A 22977-nucleotide genomic window follows, 5' to 3' on the forward strand; every position below is an offset into this window, starting at 1 on the left:
ACGCGCTATGCAAATCATCAGATTGACTATCTGATAGTAAACCTCGGCCTCAGTCATAGCCTCATCCCGAAGCGTCGCAATTTCATCCACATGAAGAACGAGCTGTAGCAATCTCAGCTTATTGGATTCAGTCAAACTTACCCACAGAAGGCCATTCTGGGCGCGCTGAGGCTTTCTCAGCACGACAATTCACGCTAATCAGCGTCAAACCGCAAAAAGGGCTGATGATGGCCATTTACCGCCTGCTGATTTCAATTTTCGCATTGATCACCCTCGCTAAAGCGCTGGTATCAGGAAAGTTTTCCGACGCAGGCGAACGGTTGGGCTTTGGCGGTCCGCGTCCGAAGGGGCCGCACATCTGGCTGCACGCTGCATCAAACGGCGAATTGGCATCTTCCCTGCCGGTCATCACCGAGTTGCAGGAAAAACGCCCCGATCTGTCGATTTTCGTGACCTGCAACACCGCAACCGGCGTCGCGCTGGCCCGTGCCTTGGGATATGCGGCTGTGCTTGCCCCGCTGGATTTAAGACACGCCTTGCGCAGGTTCTGGAAGGGCCGAGACTTTGTGGCCCACATCACGATGGAGGCCGAGCTTTGGCCCAATCGTGTGCTGATCGCTCCGTTTCCAACGCTGGTGTTGGGCGCGCGCATGACCGAAAGCACAGCGAAAGGATGGGCGCGTTTCCCCAAGCTTGCAGAACGGGTTCTGACCAACATCCAATGGGTCAGCGGTCAGGATGCGGCATCGCTTGACCGCCTGAGCGAACTTGGCCTGCCGCAGGACGCGCGCGGACCTGTGGCCGATTTGAAAGCCTACTATGACCCGCAAACCCTGCCCAAACGGGACCCCCAAATCGTTGCGGATTACCCCCGCGCGGTGACATGGCTTGCCGCGTCGACCCACGAAGGCGAAGAAGACATCGTTCTTGAAGCACATGTCAAAGCCCGCCGGATCAATCCCGAGCTGCGTCTGATCCTTGCCCCGAGACACCCGCACCGCGCCGATCAGATCGCCGAAATGATTGCCGAAAAGGGGCTGGACTGCGCACGCCGTTCAACAGGCGACAGCCACGCGGCCTCGGTTCTTTTGGCGGATACCATGGGCGAGATGCCGAACTGGTATCGTCAGGCGGGACGGGTTTTTATCGCCGGAAGCCTGACCGACCGTCGCGGCCACACGCCATATGAGCCAGCCTACTTTGGCTGCGCCCTGATACACGGTCCCGACACGGGCAATTTCGCATCGGCCTATGACCGGCTGGCACAAAACAACGCCGCAATTTGCGTGGAAACCGCTGATCAACTGGCCGAGGCGCTCACCAGCCTTGATGCTGAGAACGCGCAGGAAAAGGCGGGAATTGCTGCACAAAATGCGCTTAGGGCCGTTACAAATATTGACGGGTTAGTTGCCGATCTGGTCGCGCAACTGCCCGAGTAAGTGCAACAAAACGATGCAGATCCCTACAAATCGGCATCGAAACAGCATAGATTTCTTGAAGGTAGCCGCAGACGGTTTATCAATAACGGTCAGCCATAACACGTGACGATATGATCCAATACGCGCTCAAATGTGCTGAGGGCCACCAGTTCGACAGCTGGTTCCAGTCAGCCGCCGCTTTCGAAAAGCTGCAATCCGCAGGGCATCTGGCCTGTGGTGTCTGCGGGTCGAACGCGGTTGAGAAATCCCTGATGGCGCCGCGCGTTGCCAGCAAATCCAAAAGCGCACCCGAGCCTGAACAGGCACCGACATCCACAGCGCCGACCGACTTTGAAAAGGCGGTCGCGGCGCTGAAAGAGCATGTCGAGAAGAACTCGGACTACGTCGGCAAGGATTTTGTCCGTCAGGCGCGCGATATGCATCTGGGCGATGCGCCTGAACGTCCGATCTGGGGCGAAGCCAAGCCCGACGAGGCCAAGAAGCTGATCGAAGACGGGATCAATGTCGCGCCGCTTCCCTTTGTTCCGACCCGCAAAAGCAACTGAAAAGACGGTTTTGCTTGTCTTTCCGCCCTGCTCGGGTGTCACTAGTGGCAGTTTGAGCGAAGGGATTTTTGGATGCGCGTCGTTATTACAGGGGCAAATCGCGGCATCGGCCACGAATTGATGAAGGTCATGCAGGCATCCGGCGCGGATGTTGTGGGCACTGCACGCGATGTCGAAGGCTATCTTCCGCTTGATGTGACTGATCCGAATTCGGTCCGCACCTTTGCAACGCGGATCGGGCCTGATCCGGTCGATGCGCTGGTCTGCAACGCGGGCGTTTATTTCGACAAACATGAATCGCTGGAAAACGGATACCCTGCCGACATGTGGGCAGATACCTTTGCGGTGAATGTCACCGGTGTGTTCCTGACAGTTCAGGCATTGCTGCCAAACCTGCGGAAATCATCGGCTGGGAAGATCGCGATCATTTCATCGACCATGGCGTCACAAGAACGCGCGCCGGGCGGCAGCTATATCTACCGCGCGTCCAAAGCGGCGGCGCTGAACCTCGGTCGCAACCTTGCCAAGGATCTGGCAAAGGACACCATCAGCGTGGGCATCTATCACCCCGGTTGGGTCATCACTGAAATGGGCGGCTCGGATGCCGACATCGAAGTCGACGAGGCCGCTTTGGGTCTGAGAGACCGGATCAACGATCTGTCGATGGCGAAATCCGGATGCTTTGAAAACTGGGATGGCAGCCCCCACGTTTTCTAAGCCTGACCTGCGCCTGTTTGGACGCATTATACCCGCCAAAATTCTGCATAGGCTTGCGCCTGATTGGGGTGCGGCGTAAACCGCCGCTGATTCTTTCCCCGGGAGACGCTTATGCCCGTTCTCGTGATGAAATTCGGCGGCACATCGGTTGCAACGCTTGATCGTATCAAGCGTGCTGCAAAACGTGTGGGTGTCGAAGTGGCCAAAGGCTACGATGTCATCGTTATCGTGTCTGCCATGTCAGGCGAAACCAACAAACTGGTGGGTTTTGTGAACGAAACCTCGCAGCTGTACGACGCGCGTGAATACGATGCCGTTGTCAGCTCGGGTGAAAACGTCACGGCCGGTCTGATGGCGCTGACGCTGCAGGAAATGGACGTACCGGCGCGCAGCTGGCAGGGCTGGCAGGTTCCGGTCATGACCACCGACGCCCACGGCGCCGCCCGTATCGAAGACATCCCGTCTGAAAACATCACTCGCAAATTCAACGAAGGCATGCGCGTTGCTGTGGTTGCAGGCTTCCAGGGGATCAGCCCCGAAGGCCGCATCACAACGCTGGGCCGCGGCGGTTCCGACACTACGGCGGTTGCCTTTGCTGCTGCCTTTAACGCCGAACGCTGCGACATCTACACCGACGTTGACGGCGTCTACACCACAGACCCGCGTGTTTGCGCCAAAGCCCGCAAGCTGGATCGCATCGCGTTTGAGGAAATGCTGGAACTGGCATCCTTGGGTGCCAAGGTTCTGCAAACCCGTTCCGTCGAGCTGGCCATGCGCTACAAGGTCAAGCTGCGCGTCCTTTCAAGTTTTGAAGAACAATCCGATGAGGCAGGCACGCTGGTCTGCGACGAGGAGGATATCATGGAATCGAATGTAGTGGCCGGTGTGGCCTTTTCGCGTGACGAGGCCAAGATGACCCTCGTGACCGTCGAAGACCGTCCGGGCATCGCGGCGTCCATCTTTGGCACGCTGGCCGATGCCGGTGTGAACGTCGATATGATCGTTCAGAACGTGTCCGAGAAAAACTACAAGGGCCACGAAGGCGGCGTCACCGACATGACGTTCTCTTGCCCAGTTGATCAGGTTAAGCGCGCGGAAAAGGCGCTGGCCGAAGCGCAGGCATCCGGCGTTCTGAAATACGACCGTCTGGATACCGTCGAAGAGGTCGCAAAGGTGTCCGTTGTCGGCATCGGCATGCGCAGCCATGCAGGTGTTGCGGCCAAGATGTTCAAAGTTCTCAGCGACGAAGGCATCAACATTCAGGTTATCGCAACCTCCGAGATCAAGATCTCGGTCCTGATCGAACGCAAGTACATGGAGCTGGCCGTACAGGCGCTGCATGACGCGTTCGAACTGGAAAAAGCCTAAGCATGACATTCCCTGCTGCGGGCATTTCGCCTGCAGCAGACCCTAAATTCTATTTTTTATTCAATTTCGCGCACAAATACGCGCATAGCACAAAAGCACTACATCTTATGCGTGTGTTTTTTCACGCAATCCCTTTTCCTAGTACCGTCTCCTCGCCTATAGCTGTTATCCGGAGAAAAAAGGACTAAGCATGCCGGACCGTTCCGAAAGCGAAAGTCGTAAACTGCTCGGACGTCTGCGTGATACCATGGCCGAAGAGGCTGCTGGGCAGGAACGACTGGACAAGATTACGCACCTCACCGCGGATTCCATGGGAACCGAGGTATGCTCGATCTATCTGTTCCGCGACGAAGAAACCCTTGAACTCTGTGCCACCGAAGGTCTGAAGGCCGAAGCGGTCCACCAGACGCGCATGCGTATGGGCGAAGGTCTGGTTGGTCGCGTCGCCAAGTCCGGATCTTTGGTCAACACCGCCGATGCGCCGTCTGAACGTGGTTTCCGCTACATGCCGGAAACTGGGGAAGAGATTTATTCCAGTTTCTTGGGTGTGCCGATCCAGCGTCTGGGCGAAAAGCTGGGCGTTCTGGTCGTACAGTCGAAAACCAAGCGTGAATTCACAGCCGACGAAGTCTATGCGCTGGAAGTTGTCGCCATGGTTCTGGCTGAGATGACCGAACTGGGTGCCTTCGTTGGCGAAGGTGCCGCGCTGAAAGCCCGTCACACGCAACCGGAACTGATCCGGGGCACGTCCGGTCAGGAAGGCGCCGCCGAAGGCTATGTCTGGCTGCACGAACCGCGTGTGGTTGTGACAAACCTTGTGGCCGATGATCCGGACACGGAACTCGACCGCCTGCACAAGGCCGTAGACGCCCTGAGGATCAGTGTAGACGATCTGCTGGCCTCGGCCTCTGATCCCGAACAGGTCGAGGTGCTGGAAGCCTACCGGATGTTTGCCAATTCCAAAGGCTGGCTGCGCCGGATGGAGGAAGACATCAGCCGCGGACTGTCTGCCGAAGCAGCCGTTGAAAAAGAACAATCCGCCGCCAAAGCCCGCCTGATGCAGGTCAACGACGCCTATTTGCGTGAACGTCTTCAGGATCTGGACGATCTGTCGAACCGGCTGCTGCGCATTCTGACGGGACAGGGCAATCATACGGGCGCGGAAATGCCGGAAAACCCCATTCTGATCGCGCGCAACATCGGTCCGGGCGAATTGCTGGAATACGGCCGGAACCTGCGCGGCATCGTGCTGGAAGAGGGATCGGTCGGCAGCCACGCAGCGATTGTCGCGCGTGCCTTGGCTATTCCGCTCGTTATTCACGCGGGCGGCATTACGACACGCGCGCTGAACGGCGATCACCTGATGATCGACGGCGATCAGGGCATCGTCCACCTGCGCCCCGACGACACCGTTGTTTCGGCCTTCCGCGACAAGATCGCCATGGCCGCAAAGGCACAGGAGCGCTACGCATCCATCCGCGACATTCCCGCCAAGGCCGCTTGTGGCACACGGATTGAGTTGCACATGAACGCCGGCCTGATGGCCGATCTGCCCAGCCTTGAATCCTCGGGCGCCGAGGGCGTTGGCCTGTTCCGGACCGAGCTGCAGTTTCTGGTGCGTAACCAGATGCCCAAGCGCACGGAACTGGCCGCGCTTTACAAACGCATTCTGGATGCAGCAGACGGCAAACGCGTGGTGTTCCGGACACTGGATATCGGGTCAGATAAGGTGCTGCCTTATATGAAGCCCAACGACGAACCAAACCCTGCGTTGGGCTGGCGTGCGATCCGTGTGGGGTTGGACAAACCGGGCGTCATGCAGATGCAGCTTCAGGCGCTTTTGCGGGCTGCTGATGGCCGCCCCCTGACGATCATGTTCCCCTTTGTTGCGCAGTCGGATGAATACTATGCCGCGCGTCGCGAGGTGGACAAAACCATCGCCCGCGAAAAGCGGCTTGGTCATGCTGTGCCCAGCGACATCAAGATTGGCGCCATGCTGGAAACGCCCAGCCTTGCCTATGCGCCAACCACATTCTTTGAGAACGTCGATTTTCTGTCGATTGGCGGCAACGATCTGAAACAGTTCTTCTTTGCAGCGGACCGCGAAAACGAACGGGTGCGCCGCCGCTATGACACGTTGAACACATCGTTCCTGACGTTCGTGGAACAGATCATCAACCGCTGCGCCGAAACGGACACGCATCTGTCGTTCTGCGGCGAGGACGCTGGCCGTCCGATCGAAGCGCTTTGCTTTGCGGCGATTGGCCTGCGCTGTCTGTCCATGCGACCGGCGTCGATTGGTCCGGTCAAGCATCTGTTGATGCGCCATGACCTTGGCGAAGTGAAAGCCGTGATCGACAAGGCCCGCAATGAGGGGGCGCAGTCGGTACGTCCGGCCGTGATGGAATACCTTCGCGACCGGACGTGATAGAACAACGCGGTTCCAACTGCCATTCAGGCCAGTGACGCGTTCCAGTAGCGCTATTCCCGCTCTGGTACGGATCGTTTTGATCCGTCTTCAATTTGAGTGATTAACCCTAATGACGGGTTAATGGCCTACAGATTTTTCGTCGCGATCTTCATGCGCTCGACCAGCGCTTCGCGGCTGTGGCCGGATTTCTGGGAAAGGGCGCGTAGGCTGAAATGGACGTGCGCCATTTCCTGATAATAGCTGGTGTAGGCATAGTTCGTCGCAGCCCCCGCCGCCGCGCCCAATATCGGAACTGTCTGCGCCGCGAGCTTCTGCCCCAACACGACCGACAACCGAGGAGCAATCCGCGCGATGATGCCATGCACCGTTGCACCTGTCAGGGTCACACGCGCCGACAGAAACGCCATATCTGCGCCGTCGTCATCCGCCAATGGCCCCGCCGAGCCGAAGACGAGCAAGCATTCTTTCCGGATTTCAGGGTCAGCGGGATTAAAACCGTATTCGTGCGCGATGCCCTGAATGGCCCGCAGCAAAACAGTCGTTGTGACAGGCAATTCTGCCAAAGCTGTCGGCAATCCACCTGCGCCGCCAGCGGCGCCCATCGCTGTCGCCAGAGCAGTATTCAGCCATGACTGCTGATCCTTGACCACGCCGCGCGACTGGTGCGCGGCCGACATGGCCACCTCAAGCGCCTTGGTTGTGGCATCTTCAAGCCGGTTCTTCACACCATCCGGCAGACGTTCAAGCAGGTTCTCGGCCTGCCCACCGACGATATTCAGAACCTGAAGCCCAACGCCCCCTGCCGCCTTGTGCCGACGGGCAAGGTCGATAATTTCCTGATCAACATTCACAGACACCAACGCAGTACCGGTCATGATCTCTCCTCTCGGGCTAGATCAAAGATCGGGACGAAACGGTTGGTTTTCAAGTCAGAGGCGGCTTCGCCTTGCGGACCTTGCCTTTGATGCCGTTCCACGCGCCGTCCTTTAGCGGATAGCCAAGAATACGGTCGGGGTTGGTCGGCGGTGGCATTTCGACCCCGTCAAGTTTTTGGAACCCGAACCGGCTGTAATAGGGCGCGTCGCCTACAAGCAGAACACGGTCCCAGTCGTCACGCGCGACCTCAAGGCTTTTGGTGATCAACAAGGCCCCCAGACCTTCGCCTTGGGCAATCGGGTGTACAGCCACAGGCCCCAGCAGCAGCGATTTCACGCCGCCCACGCGGATTGGCCAGTAGCGGATGGCGCCGCCCACCTGCCCGACCTCGTCGCGCGCGACCAGACACAGGTTGGACACAGGCGCGACCCCGTCCCGCAAGCGGTAGGATGACAGCGCCGTCCGGCCAGGCGCAAAGCAGTGATCGTAGAGGGCTTCGACCTCCCACCAATCCTCTGGCTTTTCCTGTGCAAGCGTGAACACCTGATTTGCTCCGGCAGGTCATTGTATCTCGGGCGGGATCGTGCATCCTGCGCCCGAATTCGCGACTAACACGAGGGCCGGTCAGCTTCAAACCGCTACCGGACCGAAAAGGGAGAATACAGTGTTCTATCGTCCCACCGAAGGCCACGGCCTGCCTCACAATCCGTTCAACGCCATCGTAACCCCCCGCCCGATCGGCTGGATTTCCACGCGTGGCAGCGACGGGTCGGAAAACCTTGCGCCCTATTCGTTCTTCAACGCTGTCGCCTATACGCCGCCGCAGGTGATGTTCGCCTCGACATCCGCCAAACCCGACCGTGGCGACACCAAAGACACGGTGGCCAACATCCGTGACACCGGCGTGTTTTGCGTGAACATCGTGCAGTACGAAATGCGCGATGCGATGAACAAGACATCCGGCGCATGGGATAAGGAAACGGACGAATTCGAACTGGCAGGCCTGTCCAAGGCAGAATGCAGCGAAATCGCCTGCTCCCGAGTCGAGGGTGCACCTGCGTCGCTGGAATGTCGGATGACCCAGATTGTCCGACTGGAAGGCGAAACGAATTTTGCAGTCTTTGGCGAGGTCATCGGCGTCCATATGCGCGACGACTGCATCGTGGACGGCATCTTTGATGTGATGACGTATAACCCGCTGTCGCGCATGGGATATCGCGACTACACGGTCGTGCGCGAAAAGTTCGAACTGAAGCGCCCGGGCGAGTAAAAGATATCGCCATCAGATTTGAAAAAGCGCGCCTGAGATCAGGCGCGCTTTTTGTTTTAGTGTCCGCCCAGAATACCGGTCCGGACGCCGTAATCCACGGCCACTTCGTAATCCGGATCGTCATCGCTTTCGACGACCAGATGGCCGGATTTCTTCAGCAGCCAATGGCAGTCGCGCGACAGGTGACGCAGTTCGATGCGTTTGCCTTCGGCCTCGTATTTTGCGGCCAAAGCTTCAATCGCCTGAAGGGCGGATTGGTCAACAACGCGGCTGTCTTGGAAATCAACAATAACCAAAGAAGGGTCATTCTGCGGGTTGAAAAGTTCGGCAAAACCCTCAGCCGAACCAAAGAACAGCGGGCCTTCCAACTGGTAGACCTTGGCGCCTTCCGGTGTCTCGTGCGTCTTGGCGCGGATACGGCGCGCGTTGTTCCACGAATAGGCCAGCGCCGATACGATCACGCCGACGACAACCGCGACAGCAAGGTCTTCCAGAACCGTCACTACTGTTACCAGCAGGATCACAAAGGCATCCATGCGCGGAACGCGTGTCAGGATTTTCAACGAATTCCACGCGAATGTGCCGATCACAACCATGAACATCACACCAACCAGTGCGGCCAGCGGGATCAGTTCGATCAAGGGCGAGGCGAACAGGATGAAGATCAGCAGGAAGACGGCAGCAACCGTGCCCGCGATGCGCGTCCGGCCACCGGATTTCACGTTGATCATGGACTGACCGATCATCGCACAACCACCCATGCCGCCAAAGAAACCGGTCACCGTATTGGCGATACCTTGGGCCACACATTCCTGCGACGCGCCGCCTTTCTTGCCGGTGATCTCACCCACAAGGTTCAGGGTCAGAAGGCTTTCGATCAGACCGATGGCCGCCAGAATAATTGCGTAGGGCAGAATGATTTCCAGCGTTTCAAAGGTCATCGGAACGGCTGGAATGTGGAACTGCGGCAGGCCACCTTGGATGGATGCCATGTCGCCCACGCGCGGCACGTCGATGCCAAAGCCGATCACAATCGCCGCTGTGATGGCGATACCGGCCAAGGGCGCAGGCACGATTTTGGTGATTTTCGGCAAGCCCCAGATGATCGCCATGGTCAGTGCCGTCAGCGCCAGCATCATGTAAAGCTTCGGTCCCGACAGCCACTCCGGGCCGCTACCATCAGCGGCAGGCATCTGGAATTGCGTCATCTGGGCAAGGAAAATCACGATCGCCAGACCGTTCACAAAGCCCAGCATAACGGGATGCGGCACAAGGCGGATGAACTTACCCCAGCCCAGCGAACCGGCCATGATCTGCAATGCGCCCATCAGAACTACTGTCGCAAACAGATATTCAACGCCGTGCTGCGCTACCAAAGCTACCATCACAACGGCCAAAGCACCCGTCGCACCGGAAATCATACCCGGACGACCGCCGATCAACGCGGTGATCAGACCCACCATGAACGCAGCATAAAGGCCAACCAGCGGGTGCACGCCCGCCACAAAGGCAAAGGCCACCGCTTCGGGAACAAGCGCGAGTGCAACGGTCAGACCGGACAGCACCTCGGTCTTCAGGCGCGACGGGGTCAGTTTTTCCGTCGGCAGCAGGTTAAGTTCATTCAGCGAAAACTGATCGGCAAAACGTGCCAGAAGGGCGCGGGCCATGGGCTATCCTGTCGTGATGGGATCTTTGGGTTCGGGCCGCGTCTAGTGGCATATCACCCAGATTTCCACCCCTCCTATCGGAATAACGCGGGACTGCATCATAATGACCGTACGTTGCGTGCAGAATTGCGTCACCCTTGCGCGACGCGCAGGCACACCGCACAAAGGGGCCAAGCAACGAAAGGGTTTGATGATGCGGCTTGGGGTAATCGGCGGGTCCGGAGTGTACGACATCGACGGGCTGGAAGGCGCTGAATGGCAGACCGTCGAAACACCGTGGGGTGCGCCTTCGGATCAGATCCTGACCGGCACGCTGAACGGGATCGACATGGCGTTCCTGCCGCGTCATGGCCGTGGCCATGTGCACAGCCCCTCGGACGTGCCCTATCGCGCGAACATCGACGCGCTCAAGCGGCTAGGCGTGACAGACATTCTGGCGGTCTCGGCCTGCGGATCGTTCCGCGAAGATATGGCGCCCGGTGATTTTGTTATGGTGGATCAGTTTATCGACCGCACCCGCCACCGTGCGTCCAGTTTCTTCAGTTCCGGCTGCGTTGCGCATGTCTCGGTCGCGCATCCGACCTGTGGGTCGCTGTCGGAAAAAGTCGCGAAGGCCGCCGCGACGACGGGCGTCAAACTGCACGCCAATGGTACCTATCTGGCCATGGAAGGCCCGCAGTTTTCCACGCTGGCCGAAAGCCGTATGTACCGCGATCATTGGGGCGCGGATGTGATCGGGATGACAAACATGCCCGAAGCAAAACTCGCCCGCGAGGCCGAGATTTGCTATGCGCCTATCGCCATGGTCACGGATTACGATTGCTGGCACCCTGACCACGGCGCGGTCGAGGTGTCTGACGTCATCCGCGTGATGCAGGCCAACGCCGCCAATGCCCGCGCCACCATCCATGCGCTGACGCAAGACTTGTCAGGTACACATGCCCCCTGCCCCCACGGCTGCGACACTGCGCTGGAATACGCGATCATGACCGCACCGGAAAAACGCGATCCGGGGCTTGTGGCCAAACTGGATGCTGTGGCAGGCCGCGTGCTGTAATTCCGAGGGATAGACATGCAGAAAACCGTTAAAGACTATATCCGCACCATCGCCGATTTCCCCCACGAAGGGATCATGTTCCGCGATGTGACAACCCTGTTTGGCGATCCGCGCGGCTTCCGCATCGCGATCGACCAACTGCTTCATCCCTATGCCGGCGTGCGCTTTGACAAGGTCGTGGGCCTAGAGGCACGCGGCTTTATCCTTGGCGGTGCGATTGCACATCAGTTGTCTGTCGGTTTTGTCCCGATCCGCAAGAAAGGCAAACTGCCCGGCGCGGTGATTTCACAAGCTTATCAACTGGAATACGGCGAAGCGGTCGTCGAACTGCACGACGATGCGATCCAGCCGGGTGAGAAGGTTTTGATTGTAGATGATCTTCTGGCCACCGGCGGCACCGCCGAGGCAGGCATCAAGCTGGTTGAACGTCTGGGCGGCGAAATCATCGGCTGCGCCTTTGTTGTCGACCTGCCCGATCTGGGTGGTCGGAAGCGGCTGGAAGGTTTGGGGATGGACGTGCACGCGCTGTGCGCGTTTGAAGGCCTTTAAGCCGTCAGCACAGTTCCTGGCGTAATTTGGCAATGGCTTCTGCCGGAACATCGGTTTCTGTCAGATAGCCGCCTGACACCAGCCACTCGGAATACTGCGGCGTCACACAGTCCAGATATAGAACCCCGTAGAAATCGCCTTTTTTGCCGTCGCCACGAATATAGACTTCATGGCGGCTGGCATCCGATACCGCGCCATTCACCTCTGCCCAGTTAAAATCAGCGGGCGTTGCGGTCCAACGCTGATGGTATGGCGGCGCAAGATCGGTTTCGTCGAACAGCAACAGAAACGAAGGCGCCGCGTGGGCCGCATTGGCAAACGCCAGAATAAACGTCAGCACGAGCTTTTTCACAGGCCAGCCCCTTTGATTTCTGTTCACCAGATTGGCATCTGATCCCTGCCAATCCAAAAATAAGGGGGCCAAGCGGCCCCCGAATTTGTTTAGTCGATGATGGTCGCCTCGGTCGCGGCCCGAAGCTCTTCTTCGGTCACCCCGTCGGCGCATTCGACGATCTTCAGACCGCCTTCGACCACATCCAGAACACCAAGGTTGGTGATCACGCGGTCCACCACGCTTTTCCCTGTCAGCGGCAGGGTGCATTCTTTCAGCAGCTTGGATTCACCGTGCTTGTTGGTGTGGTCCATAACCACAACCACACGGCGCACACCGGCCACCAGATCCATCGCGCCGCCCATGCCTTTGACCAGCTTGCCGGGGATCATCCAGTTTGCCAGATCGCCGTTTTCGGCAACTTCCATAGCGCCCAGAATGGCCATGGCGATTTTGCCGCCACGGATCATCCCGAAGGATGTCGCGCTGTCGAAATAGGCCGTGTGGGGCAGTTCGGTGATGGTTTGCTTACCTGCGTTGATCAGATCGGGGTCTTCTGATCCCTCAACCGGAAACGGGCCCATGCCAAGCATGCCGTTTTCGGACTGAAGCGTCACTTCGACACCTTCGGGGATGTAGTTGGACACCAGCGTCGGGATACCGATGCCGAGGTTCACATACATGCCGTCTTCAAGTTCTTGCGCGGCGCGGGCCGCCATTTGGTTACGATCCCAAGGCATTCATCATACTCCTTCGGGTTCAGGCCGCTGGCCGCGTTGTACGTTGTTCGATGCGCTTTTCATGCTCGCCCTTGATGATGCGATGCACGTAGACGCCCGGCAGATGGATGTGATCCGGATCGAGTTCACCCGGCTGCAGGATTTCCTCTACCTCGACCACACAGACCTTGCCACACATCGCGGCAGGCGGGTTGAAGTTACGCGCTGTCTTGCGGAAGATCAGGTTGCCCGTTGTGTCGGCTTTCCATGCCTTCACGATGGACAGATCGGCAAACAATCCTGTTTCCAGAATATAGTTTTCGCCGTTGAATTCCTTGACCTCTTTGCCCTCGGCAATCTGCGTGCCGTAGCCGGTTTTGGTGTAGAAACCCGGAATGCCAGCACCGCCTGCGCGCATACGCTCGGCCAAGGTGCCTTGCGGGTTGAACTCAAGCTCAAGCTCGCCCGACAGATACTGGCGCATGAACTCGGCGTTTTCGCCCACGTAGGACGAGATCATCTTTTTGACCTGACGGGTTTGCAGCAAAATGCCGATCCCGAAATCGTCTACACCTGCGTTGTTGGACGCAAATGTCAGATCTTTTGTGCCTGCCTCTTTAATCGCTGCAAGCAGCAGTTCGGGGATACCGCAAAGCCCGAAGCCACCAGATGCGATAAACATGCCGTCAAACAGCAATCCATCCAGTGCCTCAGCCGCGGAGTTGTAGACTTTCTTCATCGGAAACTCCCTGACGTATCAGCTGGCATGGTTGTGACGTCAGGTCATTGGGAAGTCAACGAACAGCCACCCGCAACGCCGCTTTTGCATTAAAGCGGGGCGATTTGAGGCCCTAAAACAGCAAAAAGGCCCGAACTTTTGGCAGTTCGGACCCCTTGAAAATGTGTGGTTGTACCGGATCGCGGTTATTCTTCGGCGGCTGCCTTTTTGGTGGTCTTCTTGGCCGCTGGCTTTTTCGCGGTGGTCTTCTTCGCAGTCGTTTTCTTGGTGGCTGCTTTCTTCTTTGCAGGCGCTTTCTTTTTGCCCGACTTGGCCGCTTTTTCGGCAATCAATTCCAGCGCCATATCCAGATTGACGTCCGCAGGTTCCGTCCCCTTGGGCAGAGTTGCGTTAATCTTTTCCCACTTCACGTAGGGGCCATAGCGCCCGTCCATGATGTTGATCGCGCCACCCTCGGGGTGTTCACCCAGCTCTTTCAACGGGGTTGCAGCCGCACGGCCACCGCCACGCTTGGCGGCTTTTTCGGCCAGAACGTCCACGGCACGGTTGATGCCGATCTCAAACACTTCGGCGACCTCGGGCAGGTTGGCATAGAGCGAACCGTGCTTGACGAAGGGACCATAGCGGCCAATGCCCGCTTCGATCATCACGCCGTCTTCGGGGTGCGCACCCACTTCGCGCGGCAGGCTAAGAAGTGTCAGCGCGCCTTCTAATGTGATCTCGTCCGGCGCGAAACCGGCGGCAAATCCACCACGGGTTTTCGGCAAGGACGCCCGGGGCGGCTTTTTGTTTTCCGGTGTGGGTTCACCGCGCTGTACATAGGGGCCAAAGCGGCCCGTTTTCAGCCAGATTTCATCGTCGCCATCAACGCCTAGAACGCGTTCGTCACCCTCAGCGCCTTCGCCAGCGATGGGACGGGTGTAGGTACATTCCGGATAATTGCCGCAACCGACGAAACCACCGGTGCGCGATGTTTTCAGGTGCAGGCGACCTTGGCCGCATTTGGGGCAAATGCGCGGGTCGCTGCCGTCTTCGCGGGGTGGATAAAGCTGGGGCGCAAGCGCGTCGTCCAGAACATCAAGCACTTCGGAAATCCGCAACTCGGACGTTTCGGAAATCGCTGCCGAGAAATCACGCCAGAATTTGGACAGCAATTCCTTATAGTTACCGTCGCCAGCGGACACATCATCCAGCTCTTCTTCAAGCGCGGCGGTGAAATCGTATTCCACGTAACGCTTAAAGAAGTTCAGCAGGAAGATCGTAACAATCCGGCCCTTATCTTCGGGGAAGAGGCGGTTCTTGTCCTTGCGGACGTATTCGCGGTCCTGAATCGTCGACAGAACCGACGCATAGGTCGACGGGCGGCCGATACCCAGTTCTTCCATCTTCTTGACCAGCGTCGCCTCGGTATAGCGCGGCGGAGGCTGGGTGAAGTGCTGTTCGGGGCTGATGCCGCGCTTGTCGGCTTTTTCGCCCTCCATGATCTGGGGCAAACGCTTGTCATCTTCGTCGACGACGTCATCGCGGCCCTCTTCATAGACGCGCATGAAACCGTCAAACAGAACGACCTGACCGGTCGCGCGCAGAACAACTTCGCCGTCGTCACTGCTGATATCGACAGTGGTGCGCTCCAGTCGTGCGCCTTCCATCTGGCAAGCCAGCGTCCGCTTCCAGATCAGGTCATAAAGTTTGAACTGATCGGAATCTTTCAGCTTCAGCGCTTCTGCGTCTTTAGTCATATCCGTCGGGCGGATACATTCGTGCGCTTCCTGCGCGTTCTTGGCTTTATTCTTATAGATACGCGGTGATCCGGGCACATATTCCGCACCGAAGCGGTCTTTGATCGCATCGCGCGCGGCCTGCACGGCTTCGGCGGCCATGTCGATGCCGTCGGTCCGCATATAAGTAATGTAGCCCGCTTCATACAAACGCTGGGCCGCCGACATACACTGCTTGGCGCCCATACCGAATTTGCGGCTGGCTTCCTGCTGCAGGGTCGATGTCATGAAGGGCGCAGACGGGTTGCGGCTGGCGGGTTTCGCCTCGACCGAGGAGATTTTCAGATCGCGGCTGTTGATGGCCTGCGCCGCCATTTCTGCCTGCGTCTGGTTTTCCAGATCGTATTTATCCAGCTTCTTGCCGGACAGATTTGTCAGGCGTGCCTCGTATTCCTGACCGCGCGGCGTGGCGAGCGTGGCTTTGACCGACCAGTATTCACGGGCTTTGAACGCCTCGATCTCCATCTCGCGCTCAACGATCAGGCGCAGGCAGACAGACTGAACACGGCCAGCGGAACGCGCACCGGGCAGTTTGCGCCACAAAACCGGCGACAGATTAAAGCCCACCAGATAATCCAGCGCACGGCGGGCCAGATAGGCCTCGACCAGAGGCGCGTCGATATCGCGGGGGTTTTGCATAGCCTCGGTCACGGCCTGCTTGGTGATCGCGTTGAAGGTAACGCGGCTGACTTGCGTGTCTTTCTTGATCGACCGGCGTTTTGTCAGCGCCTCTTTCAGGTGCCACGAAATTGCTTCGCCTTCGCGATCAGGGTCGGTCGCGAGGATCAGTGCGTTGTCATCGGCCAGCGCATCGGCAATCGCTTTGACATGCTTCTTGCTGTCATTGCCGACTTCCCACGTCATTTCGAAATCGTGGTCTGTGTCGACGGACCCGTCCTTGGGCGGCAAATCCCGTACGTGGCCGTAGGACGCCAACACCGTATAGTCAGGGCCCAGATATTTGTTGATGGTCTTGGCCTTGGCTGGGGATTCGACGACGACAACTGGCATCTGGGTAAGCACCTCTTTGGGATAATGGCCCGCGTATGGCGAGCCAACATGTGGGGTGCAAGGGGGAATTGTCAATTAATGTACGGCAGATCGGGCACACATTTTGACGCAGACCGACTTCTGTCTGTGCTGTCCCCGCGCCTACACCGCCAACGCCAACATCCCGCCCGACAACCGTTTCAGACGGCCTTCAAGCTCCATCTCGGTCAGGGCAGGCGACACTTGGGATGAGGCAAGGTTCAGGTCGCGGATCAACTGATCTTCTGACACGGGCGATGGTCCCAAGCGGTCCAGTATCTCTTGGTGTAGGGCTTGGGTTTCCTGTTTGCTTCGGCGGGGTTGCGGGGGCGGCGGCGCGACAGGCAGGTCCAAATCGGCCTGTTCTGGTTCATTGCCCGAAAGTGACTGCACCTCATCCAGAATGTCCTGTGCATTGCGCACCAAGACCGCCCCATCGCGGATCAGCATGTTGCACCCAGATGCGCGCGCATCCATCGGATGTCCGGGCACGGCAAAAACGTCACGACCTTGATCCAAAGCGTTTTTCGCTGTGATCAAAGAGCCGGATTTTGCAGCAGCTTCCACGACCACAACAGCGCGCGACAGGCCAGAGATCAGTCGATTCCGCATCGGGAAATGGCGCGCCTGCGGCTGCAGGCCCATCGGCTGTTCGCTGATTCTAAGACCACCAGCGGCAATCATATCCTCGGCCAGTTTCGCGTTTTCGGATGGATAAAGAACATCCACGCCACCAGCAAAGACGGCAACCGTTCCGGTTTGCAGGCTGGCGATATGGGCGGCAGTATCAATACCGCGTGCCAGACCGGACACCACAGTATATCCCGCCTGCCCCAATTCGCCCGCAAGCGTCTTGGCCATGCGCAACCCGAGAGATGACGCATTGCGCGCGCCGACAATTGCCACCGATGGGCGCGACAACAATCCCGCATCGCCCACAGCCCAGAACAGCGGCGGCGCATCTGGCAGATCGTTGAAGGCCGCAGGATAAAGCGGCTCGCCCCGACAGATCAGGCGGGCACGGGCAATTTTGGCCGCTTTGAATTCTTTCAGGATCACGCCCTCGGGACAGATTTCATATCCGTCCACGCCCGCTGCGCGCGCCACATCCGGCAACGCCTCAAGCGCGGCTTGGGCCGATCCGTGTTCGCCCATCAGGCGATAAAACGTGGAAATCCCCACACGACGAGAGCGCAAGAGACGGAGCCAGGCAAACCGATCGTCTTCCGTGGTGGGTGGGAGTGGGGGGTGAGTGGAAGAAATGTGGTCCTCGGTCATCCGTCCTGGCTCCGTCAACTTGCGAAACCGTGATAGCGGACGCGCGGTTAACGACTCCTGAAGACCACAGCTAAAATTCCATTTAGGCTGCAGCACCCCCAACGGTCAGACCACCGATCAGAACTGTCGGCTGTCCAACGCCGACGGGAACCCACTGCCCCTGCTTGCCGCAATTGCCCATGCCCGGATCCAGCGCCATGTCATTGGCCAGCCCGCGAATCTGCTGCAACGCCGTCGCGCCATCACCAATCAACGTCGCACCTTTCACCGGAGCGCCGACTTTGCCGTTTTTCACGCGATAGGCCTCGGTGCAGGAGAAGACGAACTTGCCGTTGGTGATATCGACCTGCCCGCCGCCAAAGCCCACGGCATAAAGACCGTCCTTCAGTTCACCAACCAAGAATTCCGGCGTGGCATCGCCGCCCAACATATATGTGTTGGTCATGCGCGGCATTGGAATGTGCGCATAGGATTCGCGGCGGCCGTTGCCTGTCGGTTGTACCCCCATCAGACGCGCGTTCTGACGGTCTTGCATGTAGCCCACCAGAATACCGTCTTCGATCAGCACGTTCTTACCGGACGGCGTGCCTTCATCATCAATGGTGATAGATCCGCGACGGTCCGGAATGGTGCCATCGTCCAGAACGGTCACACCGGGTGCCGCAACGCGCTGGCCCATAAGCCCAGCAAAGGCAGACGAGCCCTTGCGGTTAAAGTCGCCTTCCAGACCGTGACCAACCGCTTCATGAAGAAGAATACCCGGCCAACCCGGCCCAAGGACAATGTCCATGACGCCCGCAGGCGCAGGTTCGGCGCGCAGGTTCACCAAAGCAATGCGCAAAGCCTCGCGTGCTTTGGCCTGCCAGTTTGCCGGATCGATCAGGCCATCCAGCCCGACACGACCGCCGCCACCGGCGCTGCCAGATTCGCGGCGACCGTTTTCTTCGACGATCACGCTGACATTCATTCGGGTCATCGGGCGGATATCGCTGGCCAGAGTTCCGTCGGCACGCAGGATCGACACCTCTTGTAACGACGCCGCGATGCTGGCCGTCACCTGAACCACGCGCTTGTCCAGATCGCGGGTAAAGGCATCGATCTCTTTCAGTGTCTCGACCTTTACCGGAAAGGTCGTGCCTGCGATGGGATCCGCGTCAGTATACAGCTTCTTATTCGTGCCCGACGGCGTGGGCGACATAACGCCGCCACCGTCGCCTACCGCCAGTCGAGTCGTTTCTGCAGCGCGTTTTAGCGATGATTCGCTGATCTCGGTGGCATGTGCGTAACCAGCAACCTCGCCGCGAACGGCGCGCAAACCGAATCCCTCAGACGCGTCGTAGCTGGCTTGCTTGATGCGACCATCGTCTAAAAGCAGGCCTTCTGATCGCTTTCTTTCCAGAAAAAGTTCGCCATCGTCGGCGCCGGAAACGGCGTTTTGCAGCACATTTAGCGCTGTTTCCCTGTCCAAATGGGTCTCAAACGGGCGAAACGGCGCATCTGCCATGCAAAACTCCTGCTTTTGTCTGTGTGGCGGCAAGCGTCCGTTTGCCGCAAGTATCGTTCTTTAATTAGGCAGCAGAATATGGTTTTAAGCTGCGTCAAGACAATGGGAGGATTTGCGACGTTGTTTTGGAACGTGACAACGGCAGTAAATTTCCCTATCCGCACACACAGACGAAGACAGAACCGATCAGGGTGACACATGCGAATTAATACGATGCTGATGGGGCTGATGGCAGCCTTGACCGCCGCACCGGCCTTTGCACAGGACGGGCTTGAGGTAATCGGGGCGCCGGTAGACGGCAAACTGGGTTTCCAGCCGGCGGCAACTGAACTTGCAGAACAGATCCAGTGGCTCGATGGCATGATCAACGTGATCATCATCGCCATCGTTCTGTTCGTAACCGCACTGCTGGCGATCTGCATCGTTCGCTACAACAGCAAGTCGAACCCGACGCCCGCGAAATTCACACACAACACACCGCTCGAAGTGGCTTGGACGATCGTGCCGATCATGATCCTTGTTTTCATCGGCGCGTTCTCTCTGCCGGTTCTGTTCAACCAGCAGGAAATCCCCGAAGGTGACGTGACCATCAAGGTGACAGGCTACCAGTGGTACTGGGGTTACGAATACATCGGTGAAGACTTCGAATACGACAGCTACATGATCGGTTCGCCTGCAACAGGCGGCGACAACAGCTACAACGAAGACGTTGAAGCGCAGTTGATCGAAGCAGGCTACCAGCCCGAGCACTTCCGTCTGGCAACAGACACAGCCGTTGTCGTGCCGGTCAACAAGACTATCGTCATGCAGGTAACAGCCGGTGACGTGATCCACTCCTGGACCATCCCTGCCTTCGGCGTAAAGCAGGACGGTGTACCGGGTCGTCTGGCAGAACTGTGGTTCAAGCCGACACAGGAAGGCATCTACTTTGGCCAGTGCTCCGAGCTTTGCGGCATCGCACACGCCTACATGCCGATCACTGTAAAAGTGGTTTCGGAAGAAGAGTACCAGGTTTGGCTGGAAGAAATGCGCGAGGAGTGGGGCTAATATAGCCTTCCTCTGACGCGACTACGGTAAAAGGCGCATCTGCGCCTTTTACGGCACCTAAGACCAAAATGGACCCGAGATGAGCGACGCAAGCCTCAATAAAGCCAGCTTCGAAAAAGAAGCCCAGTTCGGTGACTACTTCGCCCTGCTGAAACCACGCGTCATGACGCTGGTGGTGTTTACGGCTTTGGTCGGCCTGCTGGCCGCGCCTGTTCCGGTCCATCCCTTTATCGCTTTCTGCGCCATTCTGTTCATTGCCATCGGGGGCGGCGCCTCGGGTGCACTGAACATGTGGTGGGACGCGGATATCGATGCTGTCATGAAGCGTACACAGCGCCGTCCGATCCCCTCGGGTCGTGTGACCGGCGATGACGCTCTGGCAATCGGCCTGACTCTGTCGGCCTTTTCGGTGGTTTTCCTTGGCCTCGCGACCAACTGGGTTGCGGCTGGCCTGCTGGCATTCACCATTTTCTTTTACGTCGTCATCTACACAATGTGGCTGAAGCGCTGGACCCCGCAGAACATCGTGATCGGCGGTGCGGCAGGCGCGTTCCCTCCGATGATCGGTTGGGCAGCGGCCACAGGCGGCATCTCGGTTGAATCGATCCTGATGTTCTGCCTGACATTCATGTGGACCCCGCCGCATTTCTGGGCCCTCGCCCTGTTCATGCGCAGCGATTATGACGATGCCGGTGTTCCTATGCTGACCGTAACCCACGGTCGCCGCTCCACACGCAAACACATTCTGGCCTACACCGTGCTGCTGGCGATCCTTGCCATTGCAACCGGTGTGACAACGGCCGGTGGTCCCCTGTACCTGACCGTGGCAGTCGTTCTGAACGCACTGTTCCTGAAAGGTGCCTGGGACATCTGGCGCCGTGACGAAGACATGTCCGAAGCGGACAACTTCGCTGTCGAGCGCAAGTTCTTTAAATTGTCGCTTCTTTATCTTTTCGCCCACTTCGGCGCGATCCTGATTGAGGCCGCGCTGGAACGTTTCGGTTTCGTATGGGGGTTCTGGGTATGAGCCTGACTCGCGAACACGAGCTGCACAAGCGCCGCAAAAGCCGCAATATTGGCGTCGGCCTGACGCTTGTTGTTCTGATCATGATCGTTTTCGGTCTGACATATGTAAAAGTCACCCGTGGCGATTATGAACCCATCCGTGCCGCAACCCAACAAGGGAACAGCAACTGATGGCAATGGATCCTAAAACAAAAACTGTCGCACAAACCGTAAGCCTCGTCCTCGTGATGGGTGCTTTGGCTTGGGCCTCGGTTCCGTTTTATGACTGGTTCTGTCGGGTCACGGGCTTTGGTGGTGCAACAGGCGTCGCCGAGGTCGCGTCGGACGAGATTCTGGACCAGACTATCAAGGTGCGCTTCGACGCCAACGTCGAACGCGGTATGGCGTGGGAATTCAAACCGGTCGATCAGCAGATCGAACTGCGTATCGGTGAACAGGGTCTGGCCTTTTACGAGGCATATAACCCGACCGATAAACCGATTGCCGGCCAAGCCAGCTATAACGTGGCCCCCTTCAGTGCAGGCGGCTACTTTAACAAGATCGAATGCTTCTGTTTCACCGAACAGGTTCTTATGCCTGGTGAACGCGTTCAGATGCCCGTTAGCTTTTTCGTCGATCCCGAGATCGTAAATGATCCCGAGGCGAAATTTGCGAAGCGTATCACCCTGTCCTACACATTCTACGAGATCGACCTGCCCGAGGACATGCAGGCGGCTTTAACAGCCGACCAAGATCCCGAGACCACAGTTAACTAATGCCTTCCAACGAGGGACCCTGAAAAATGGCGCATGCAAAGAACCACGACTATCACATCCTGAGCCCATCGATCTGGCCGCTTGTTGCGTCCGTATCCGCATTCATCATGCTGTTCGGCGCGGTGTTGTGGATGAAAGACTCCGGCCCCTGGATGTTCCTCATTGGCCTTATTGGCGTCCTCTACACCATGTTTGGTTGGTGGTCCGAGGTCATCGCAGAATCCAAAGTAGGCGACCACACACCGGTTGTCCGCATCGGCCTGCGCTACGGCTTTATCCTGTTCATCATGTCCGAAGTGATGTTCTTCTTCGCATGGTTCTGGAGCTTCTTTAAGCACGCCATGTACCCGATGGGCCCGGAATCCCCGGCCGTTGACGGTGTTTGGCCGCCGGTTGGCATCGAAACATTCGACCCGTGGCACCTGCCCCTGATCAACACACTGATCCTGCTGTGCTCCGGTGCGGCGGCAACTTGGGCGCACCACGCTCTGGTTCACGAAAACAACCGTAAAGACATGAAGAACGGCCTGATCATCGCGATCGTTCTGGGTCTGATCTTTACTGCCTTCCAGGCCTACGAATACAGCCACGCTGCATTCGGCTTCTCGGGCAACATCTACGGTGCGAACTTCTTCATGGCGACAGGCTTCCACGGCATGCACGTCATCATCGGTACCATCTTCCTGTTCATCTGCCTTCTGCGCCTGATGAAGGGTCACTTCACCCCCGAGAAGCACATCGGCTTCGAAGCGGCGGCTTGGTACTGGCACTTTGTTGACGTTGTCTGGCTGTTCCTGTTCGCAGCTGTCTACGTCTGGGGTGGCTAAGCCTTTGGCTCCACTGGGCAACAGC

At 58.0% G+C, this 22977-nt stretch carries 22 protein-coding genes; 13 read left to right on the plus strand and 9 right to left on the minus strand.

What is annotated here, in order from left to right:
* Positions 1–227 precede the first annotated feature (227 nt).
* From AC4FIA_RS10815 to ptsP, 5 genes are all read left to right on the plus strand, one after another.
* Positions 228–1439: a 3-deoxy-D-manno-octulosonic acid transferase gene (locus tag AC4FIA_RS10815; RefSeq protein ID WP_490365850.1), complete on the plus strand. Its 1212-nt coding sequence runs from the start codon at positions 228–230 to the stop codon at positions 1437–1439.
* A 110-nt stretch (positions 1440–1549) separates the two neighbouring features.
* Positions 1550–1984 carry a DUF1178 family protein gene (locus AC4FIA_RS10820; protein WP_490365851.1) on the plus strand — a complete coding sequence of 145 codons (435 nt, stop codon included), beginning with the start codon at positions 1550–1552 and terminating at the stop codon, positions 1982–1984.
* Between the two features lie 72 nt (positions 1985–2056).
* Positions 2057–2701, plus strand: coding sequence for an SDR family oxidoreductase (locus tag AC4FIA_RS10825; RefSeq protein ID WP_490365852.1), 645 nt, complete (start codon positions 2057–2059; stop codon positions 2699–2701).
* 111 nt (positions 2702–2812) lie between these two features.
* Entirely contained in the window at positions 2813–4069 is a 1257-nt protein-coding gene (locus AC4FIA_RS10830; RefSeq protein ID WP_490365853.1) for an aspartate kinase, read from the plus strand.
* A 190-nt stretch (positions 4070–4259) separates the two neighbouring features.
* Entirely contained in the window at positions 4260–6497 is a 2238-nt protein-coding gene (gene ptsP, locus AC4FIA_RS10835) for a phosphoenolpyruvate--protein phosphotransferase (protein ID WP_488049982.1), read from the plus strand.
* 128 nt (positions 6498–6625) lie between these two features.
* Here ptsP and AC4FIA_RS10840 read toward each other — a convergent pair whose 3' ends face one another.
* On the minus strand, positions 6626–7375 hold the full coding sequence (locus tag AC4FIA_RS10840) for an EcsC family protein (protein ID WP_490365854.1): 750 nt from the start codon (positions 7373–7375) through the stop codon (positions 6626–6628).
* Between the two features lie 49 nt (positions 7376–7424).
* The gene (locus AC4FIA_RS10845; protein ID WP_490365855.1) at positions 7425–7919 is read right to left on the minus strand and encodes a GNAT family N-acetyltransferase; all 495 of its coding nucleotides are present in this window, start codon (positions 7917–7919) and stop codon (positions 7425–7427) included.
* A gap of 121 nt (positions 7920–8040) precedes the next feature.
* Between AC4FIA_RS10845 and AC4FIA_RS10850 the strand changes: the two genes are divergently transcribed.
* Complete coding sequence (locus AC4FIA_RS10850; RefSeq protein WP_488049984.1) at positions 8041–8646, plus strand: flavin reductase family protein; 606 nt, start codon at positions 8041–8043, stop codon at positions 8644–8646.
* A 56-nt stretch (positions 8647–8702) separates the two neighbouring features.
* Here AC4FIA_RS10850 and AC4FIA_RS10855 read toward each other — a convergent pair whose 3' ends face one another.
* On the minus strand, positions 8703–10313 hold the full coding sequence (locus AC4FIA_RS10855; protein ID WP_490365856.1) for a SulP family inorganic anion transporter: 1611 nt from the start codon (positions 10311–10313) through the stop codon (positions 8703–8705).
* 190 nt (positions 10314–10503) lie between these two features.
* On the opposite strand from AC4FIA_RS10855, the gene AC4FIA_RS10860 reads away from it, so the two are divergent.
* Together AC4FIA_RS10860 and AC4FIA_RS10865 are read left to right on the plus strand one after the other, a co-directional pair.
* Positions 10504–11370, plus strand: a complete 867-nt coding sequence (locus AC4FIA_RS10860) for an S-methyl-5'-thioadenosine phosphorylase (RefSeq protein WP_490365921.1) — start codon at positions 10504–10506, stop codon at positions 11368–11370.
* 15 nt (positions 11371–11385) lie between these two features.
* Positions 11386–11919 (plus strand): adenine phosphoribosyltransferase, encoded by a 534-nt coding sequence (locus AC4FIA_RS10865; protein ID WP_490365857.1) that lies wholly within the window; start codon positions 11386–11388, stop codon positions 11917–11919.
* Between the two features lie 4 nt (positions 11920–11923).
* Here AC4FIA_RS10865 and AC4FIA_RS10870 read toward each other — a convergent pair whose 3' ends face one another.
* The 6 genes from AC4FIA_RS10870 to tldD form a co-directional block, all read right to left on the minus strand.
* Positions 11924–12271, minus strand: a complete 348-nt coding sequence (locus tag AC4FIA_RS10870; RefSeq protein WP_490365858.1) for a hypothetical protein — start codon at positions 12269–12271, stop codon at positions 11924–11926.
* A gap of 89 nt (positions 12272–12360) precedes the next feature.
* Complete coding sequence (locus AC4FIA_RS10875; RefSeq protein WP_103908832.1) at positions 12361–12990, minus strand: CoA transferase subunit B; 630 nt, start codon at positions 12988–12990, stop codon at positions 12361–12363.
* A 19-nt stretch (positions 12991–13009) separates the two neighbouring features.
* Complete coding sequence (locus tag AC4FIA_RS10880; RefSeq protein WP_490365859.1) at positions 13010–13708, minus strand: CoA transferase subunit A; 699 nt, start codon at positions 13706–13708, stop codon at positions 13010–13012.
* Positions 13709–13893: 185 nt separating this feature from the next.
* Positions 13894–16497 carry a type I DNA topoisomerase gene (gene topA / locus AC4FIA_RS10885; protein WP_490365860.1) on the minus strand — a complete coding sequence of 868 codons (2604 nt, stop codon included), beginning with the start codon at positions 16495–16497 and terminating at the stop codon, positions 13894–13896.
* 141 nt (positions 16498–16638) lie between these two features.
* Entirely contained in the window at positions 16639–17793 is a 1155-nt protein-coding gene (gene dprA / locus AC4FIA_RS10890; protein ID WP_490365861.1) for a DNA-processing protein DprA, read from the minus strand.
* Positions 17794–17875: 82 nt separating this feature from the next.
* Positions 17876–19297, minus strand: a complete 1422-nt coding sequence (gene tldD / locus AC4FIA_RS10895) for a metalloprotease TldD (protein WP_490365862.1) — start codon at positions 19295–19297, stop codon at positions 17876–17878.
* Between the two features lie 198 nt (positions 19298–19495).
* Here tldD and coxB point away from each other — a divergent pair, with 198 nt between their 5' ends.
* The 5 genes from coxB to AC4FIA_RS10920 all read left to right on the plus strand — a co-directional run bounded on the left by coxB (position 19496) and on the right by AC4FIA_RS10920 (position 22952).
* Complete coding sequence (coxB, locus tag AC4FIA_RS10900; RefSeq protein ID WP_490365863.1) at positions 19496–20344, plus strand: cytochrome c oxidase subunit II; 849 nt, start codon at positions 19496–19498, stop codon at positions 20342–20344.
* 79 nt (positions 20345–20423) lie between these two features.
* A complete protein-coding gene (gene cyoE / locus AC4FIA_RS10905) occupies positions 20424–21371 on the plus strand; it encodes a heme o synthase (RefSeq protein ID WP_490365864.1) in 948 nt (315 codons plus the stop codon).
* Positions 21368–21541 (plus strand): cytochrome c oxidase system small membrane protein, encoded by a 174-nt coding sequence (locus AC4FIA_RS10910; RefSeq protein ID WP_200813149.1) that lies wholly within the window; start codon positions 21368–21370, stop codon positions 21539–21541. Before cyoE ends, AC4FIA_RS10910 begins: the two co-directional genes overlap by 4 nt.
* Positions 21541–22125 (plus strand): cytochrome c oxidase assembly protein, encoded by a 585-nt coding sequence (locus tag AC4FIA_RS10915; RefSeq protein ID WP_490365865.1) that lies wholly within the window; start codon positions 21541–21543, stop codon positions 22123–22125. The genes AC4FIA_RS10910 and AC4FIA_RS10915 overlap by 1 nt, the downstream gene beginning before the upstream one ends.
* A 26-nt stretch (positions 22126–22151) precedes the next feature.
* A complete protein-coding gene (locus AC4FIA_RS10920) occupies positions 22152–22952 on the plus strand; it encodes a cytochrome c oxidase subunit 3 (RefSeq protein WP_103908840.1) in 801 nt (266 codons plus the stop codon).
* Positions 22953–22977 lie beyond the last annotated feature (25 nt).

Source organism: Thalassococcus sp., from assembly GCF_982780845.1.

What these genes read in the sequence shown, in the direction of transcription:
- AC4FIA_RS10815 (WP_490365850.1), top strand. Translation starts at nt 228, where the DNA reads ATGGCCATTTACCGCCTGCTGATTTCAATTTTCGCATTGATCACCCTC.
- AC4FIA_RS10820 (WP_490365851.1), top strand. Translation starts at nt 1,550, where the DNA reads ATGATCCAATACGCGCTCAAATGTGCTGAGGGCCACCAGTTCGACAGC.
- AC4FIA_RS10825 (WP_490365852.1), top strand. Translation starts at nt 2,057, where the DNA reads ATGCGCGTCGTTATTACAGGGGCAAATCGCGGCATCGGCCACGAATTG.
- AC4FIA_RS10830 (WP_490365853.1), top strand. Translation starts at nt 2,813, where the DNA reads ATGCCCGTTCTCGTGATGAAATTCGGCGGCACATCGGTTGCAACGCTT.
- ptsP (WP_488049982.1), top strand. Translation starts at nt 4,260, where the DNA reads ATGCCGGACCGTTCCGAAAGCGAAAGTCGTAAACTGCTCGGACGTCTG.
- AC4FIA_RS10840 (WP_490365854.1), bottom strand. Translation starts at nt 7,375, where the DNA reads ATGACCGGTACTGCGTTGGTGTCTGTGAATGTTGATCAGGAAATTATC.
- AC4FIA_RS10855 (WP_490365856.1), bottom strand. Translation starts at nt 10,313, where the DNA reads ATGGCCCGCGCCCTTCTGGCACGTTTTGCCGATCAGTTTTCGCTGAAT.
- AC4FIA_RS10860 (WP_490365921.1), top strand. Translation starts at nt 10,504, where the DNA reads ATGATGCGGCTTGGGGTAATCGGCGGGTCCGGAGTGTACGACATCGAC.
- AC4FIA_RS10865 (WP_490365857.1), top strand. Translation starts at nt 11,386, where the DNA reads ATGCAGAAAACCGTTAAAGACTATATCCGCACCATCGCCGATTTCCCC.
- AC4FIA_RS10875 (WP_103908832.1), bottom strand. Translation starts at nt 12,990, where the DNA reads ATGCCTTGGGATCGTAACCAAATGGCGGCCCGCGCCGCGCAAGAACTT.
- AC4FIA_RS10880 (WP_490365859.1), bottom strand. Translation starts at nt 13,708, where the DNA reads ATGAAGAAAGTCTACAACTCCGCGGCTGAGGCACTGGATGGATTGCTG.
- topA (WP_490365860.1), bottom strand. Translation starts at nt 16,497, where the DNA reads ATGCCAGTTGTCGTCGTCGAATCCCCAGCCAAGGCCAAGACCATCAAC.
- dprA (WP_490365861.1), bottom strand. Translation starts at nt 17,793, where the DNA reads ATGACCGAGGACCACATTTCTTCCACTCACCCCCCACTCCCACCCACC.
- tldD (WP_490365862.1), bottom strand. Translation starts at nt 19,297, where the DNA reads ATGGCAGATGCGCCGTTTCGCCCGTTTGAGACCCATTTGGACAGGGAA.
- coxB (WP_490365863.1), top strand. Translation starts at nt 19,496, where the DNA reads ATGCGAATTAATACGATGCTGATGGGGCTGATGGCAGCCTTGACCGCC.
- cyoE (WP_490365864.1), top strand. Translation starts at nt 20,424, where the DNA reads ATGAGCGACGCAAGCCTCAATAAAGCCAGCTTCGAAAAAGAAGCCCAG.
- AC4FIA_RS10910 (WP_200813149.1), top strand. Translation starts at nt 21,368, where the DNA reads ATGAGCCTGACTCGCGAACACGAGCTGCACAAGCGCCGCAAAAGCCGC.
- AC4FIA_RS10915 (WP_490365865.1), top strand. Translation starts at nt 21,541, where the DNA reads ATGGCAATGGATCCTAAAACAAAAACTGTCGCACAAACCGTAAGCCTC.
- AC4FIA_RS10920 (WP_103908840.1), top strand. Translation starts at nt 22,152, where the DNA reads ATGGCGCATGCAAAGAACCACGACTATCACATCCTGAGCCCATCGATC.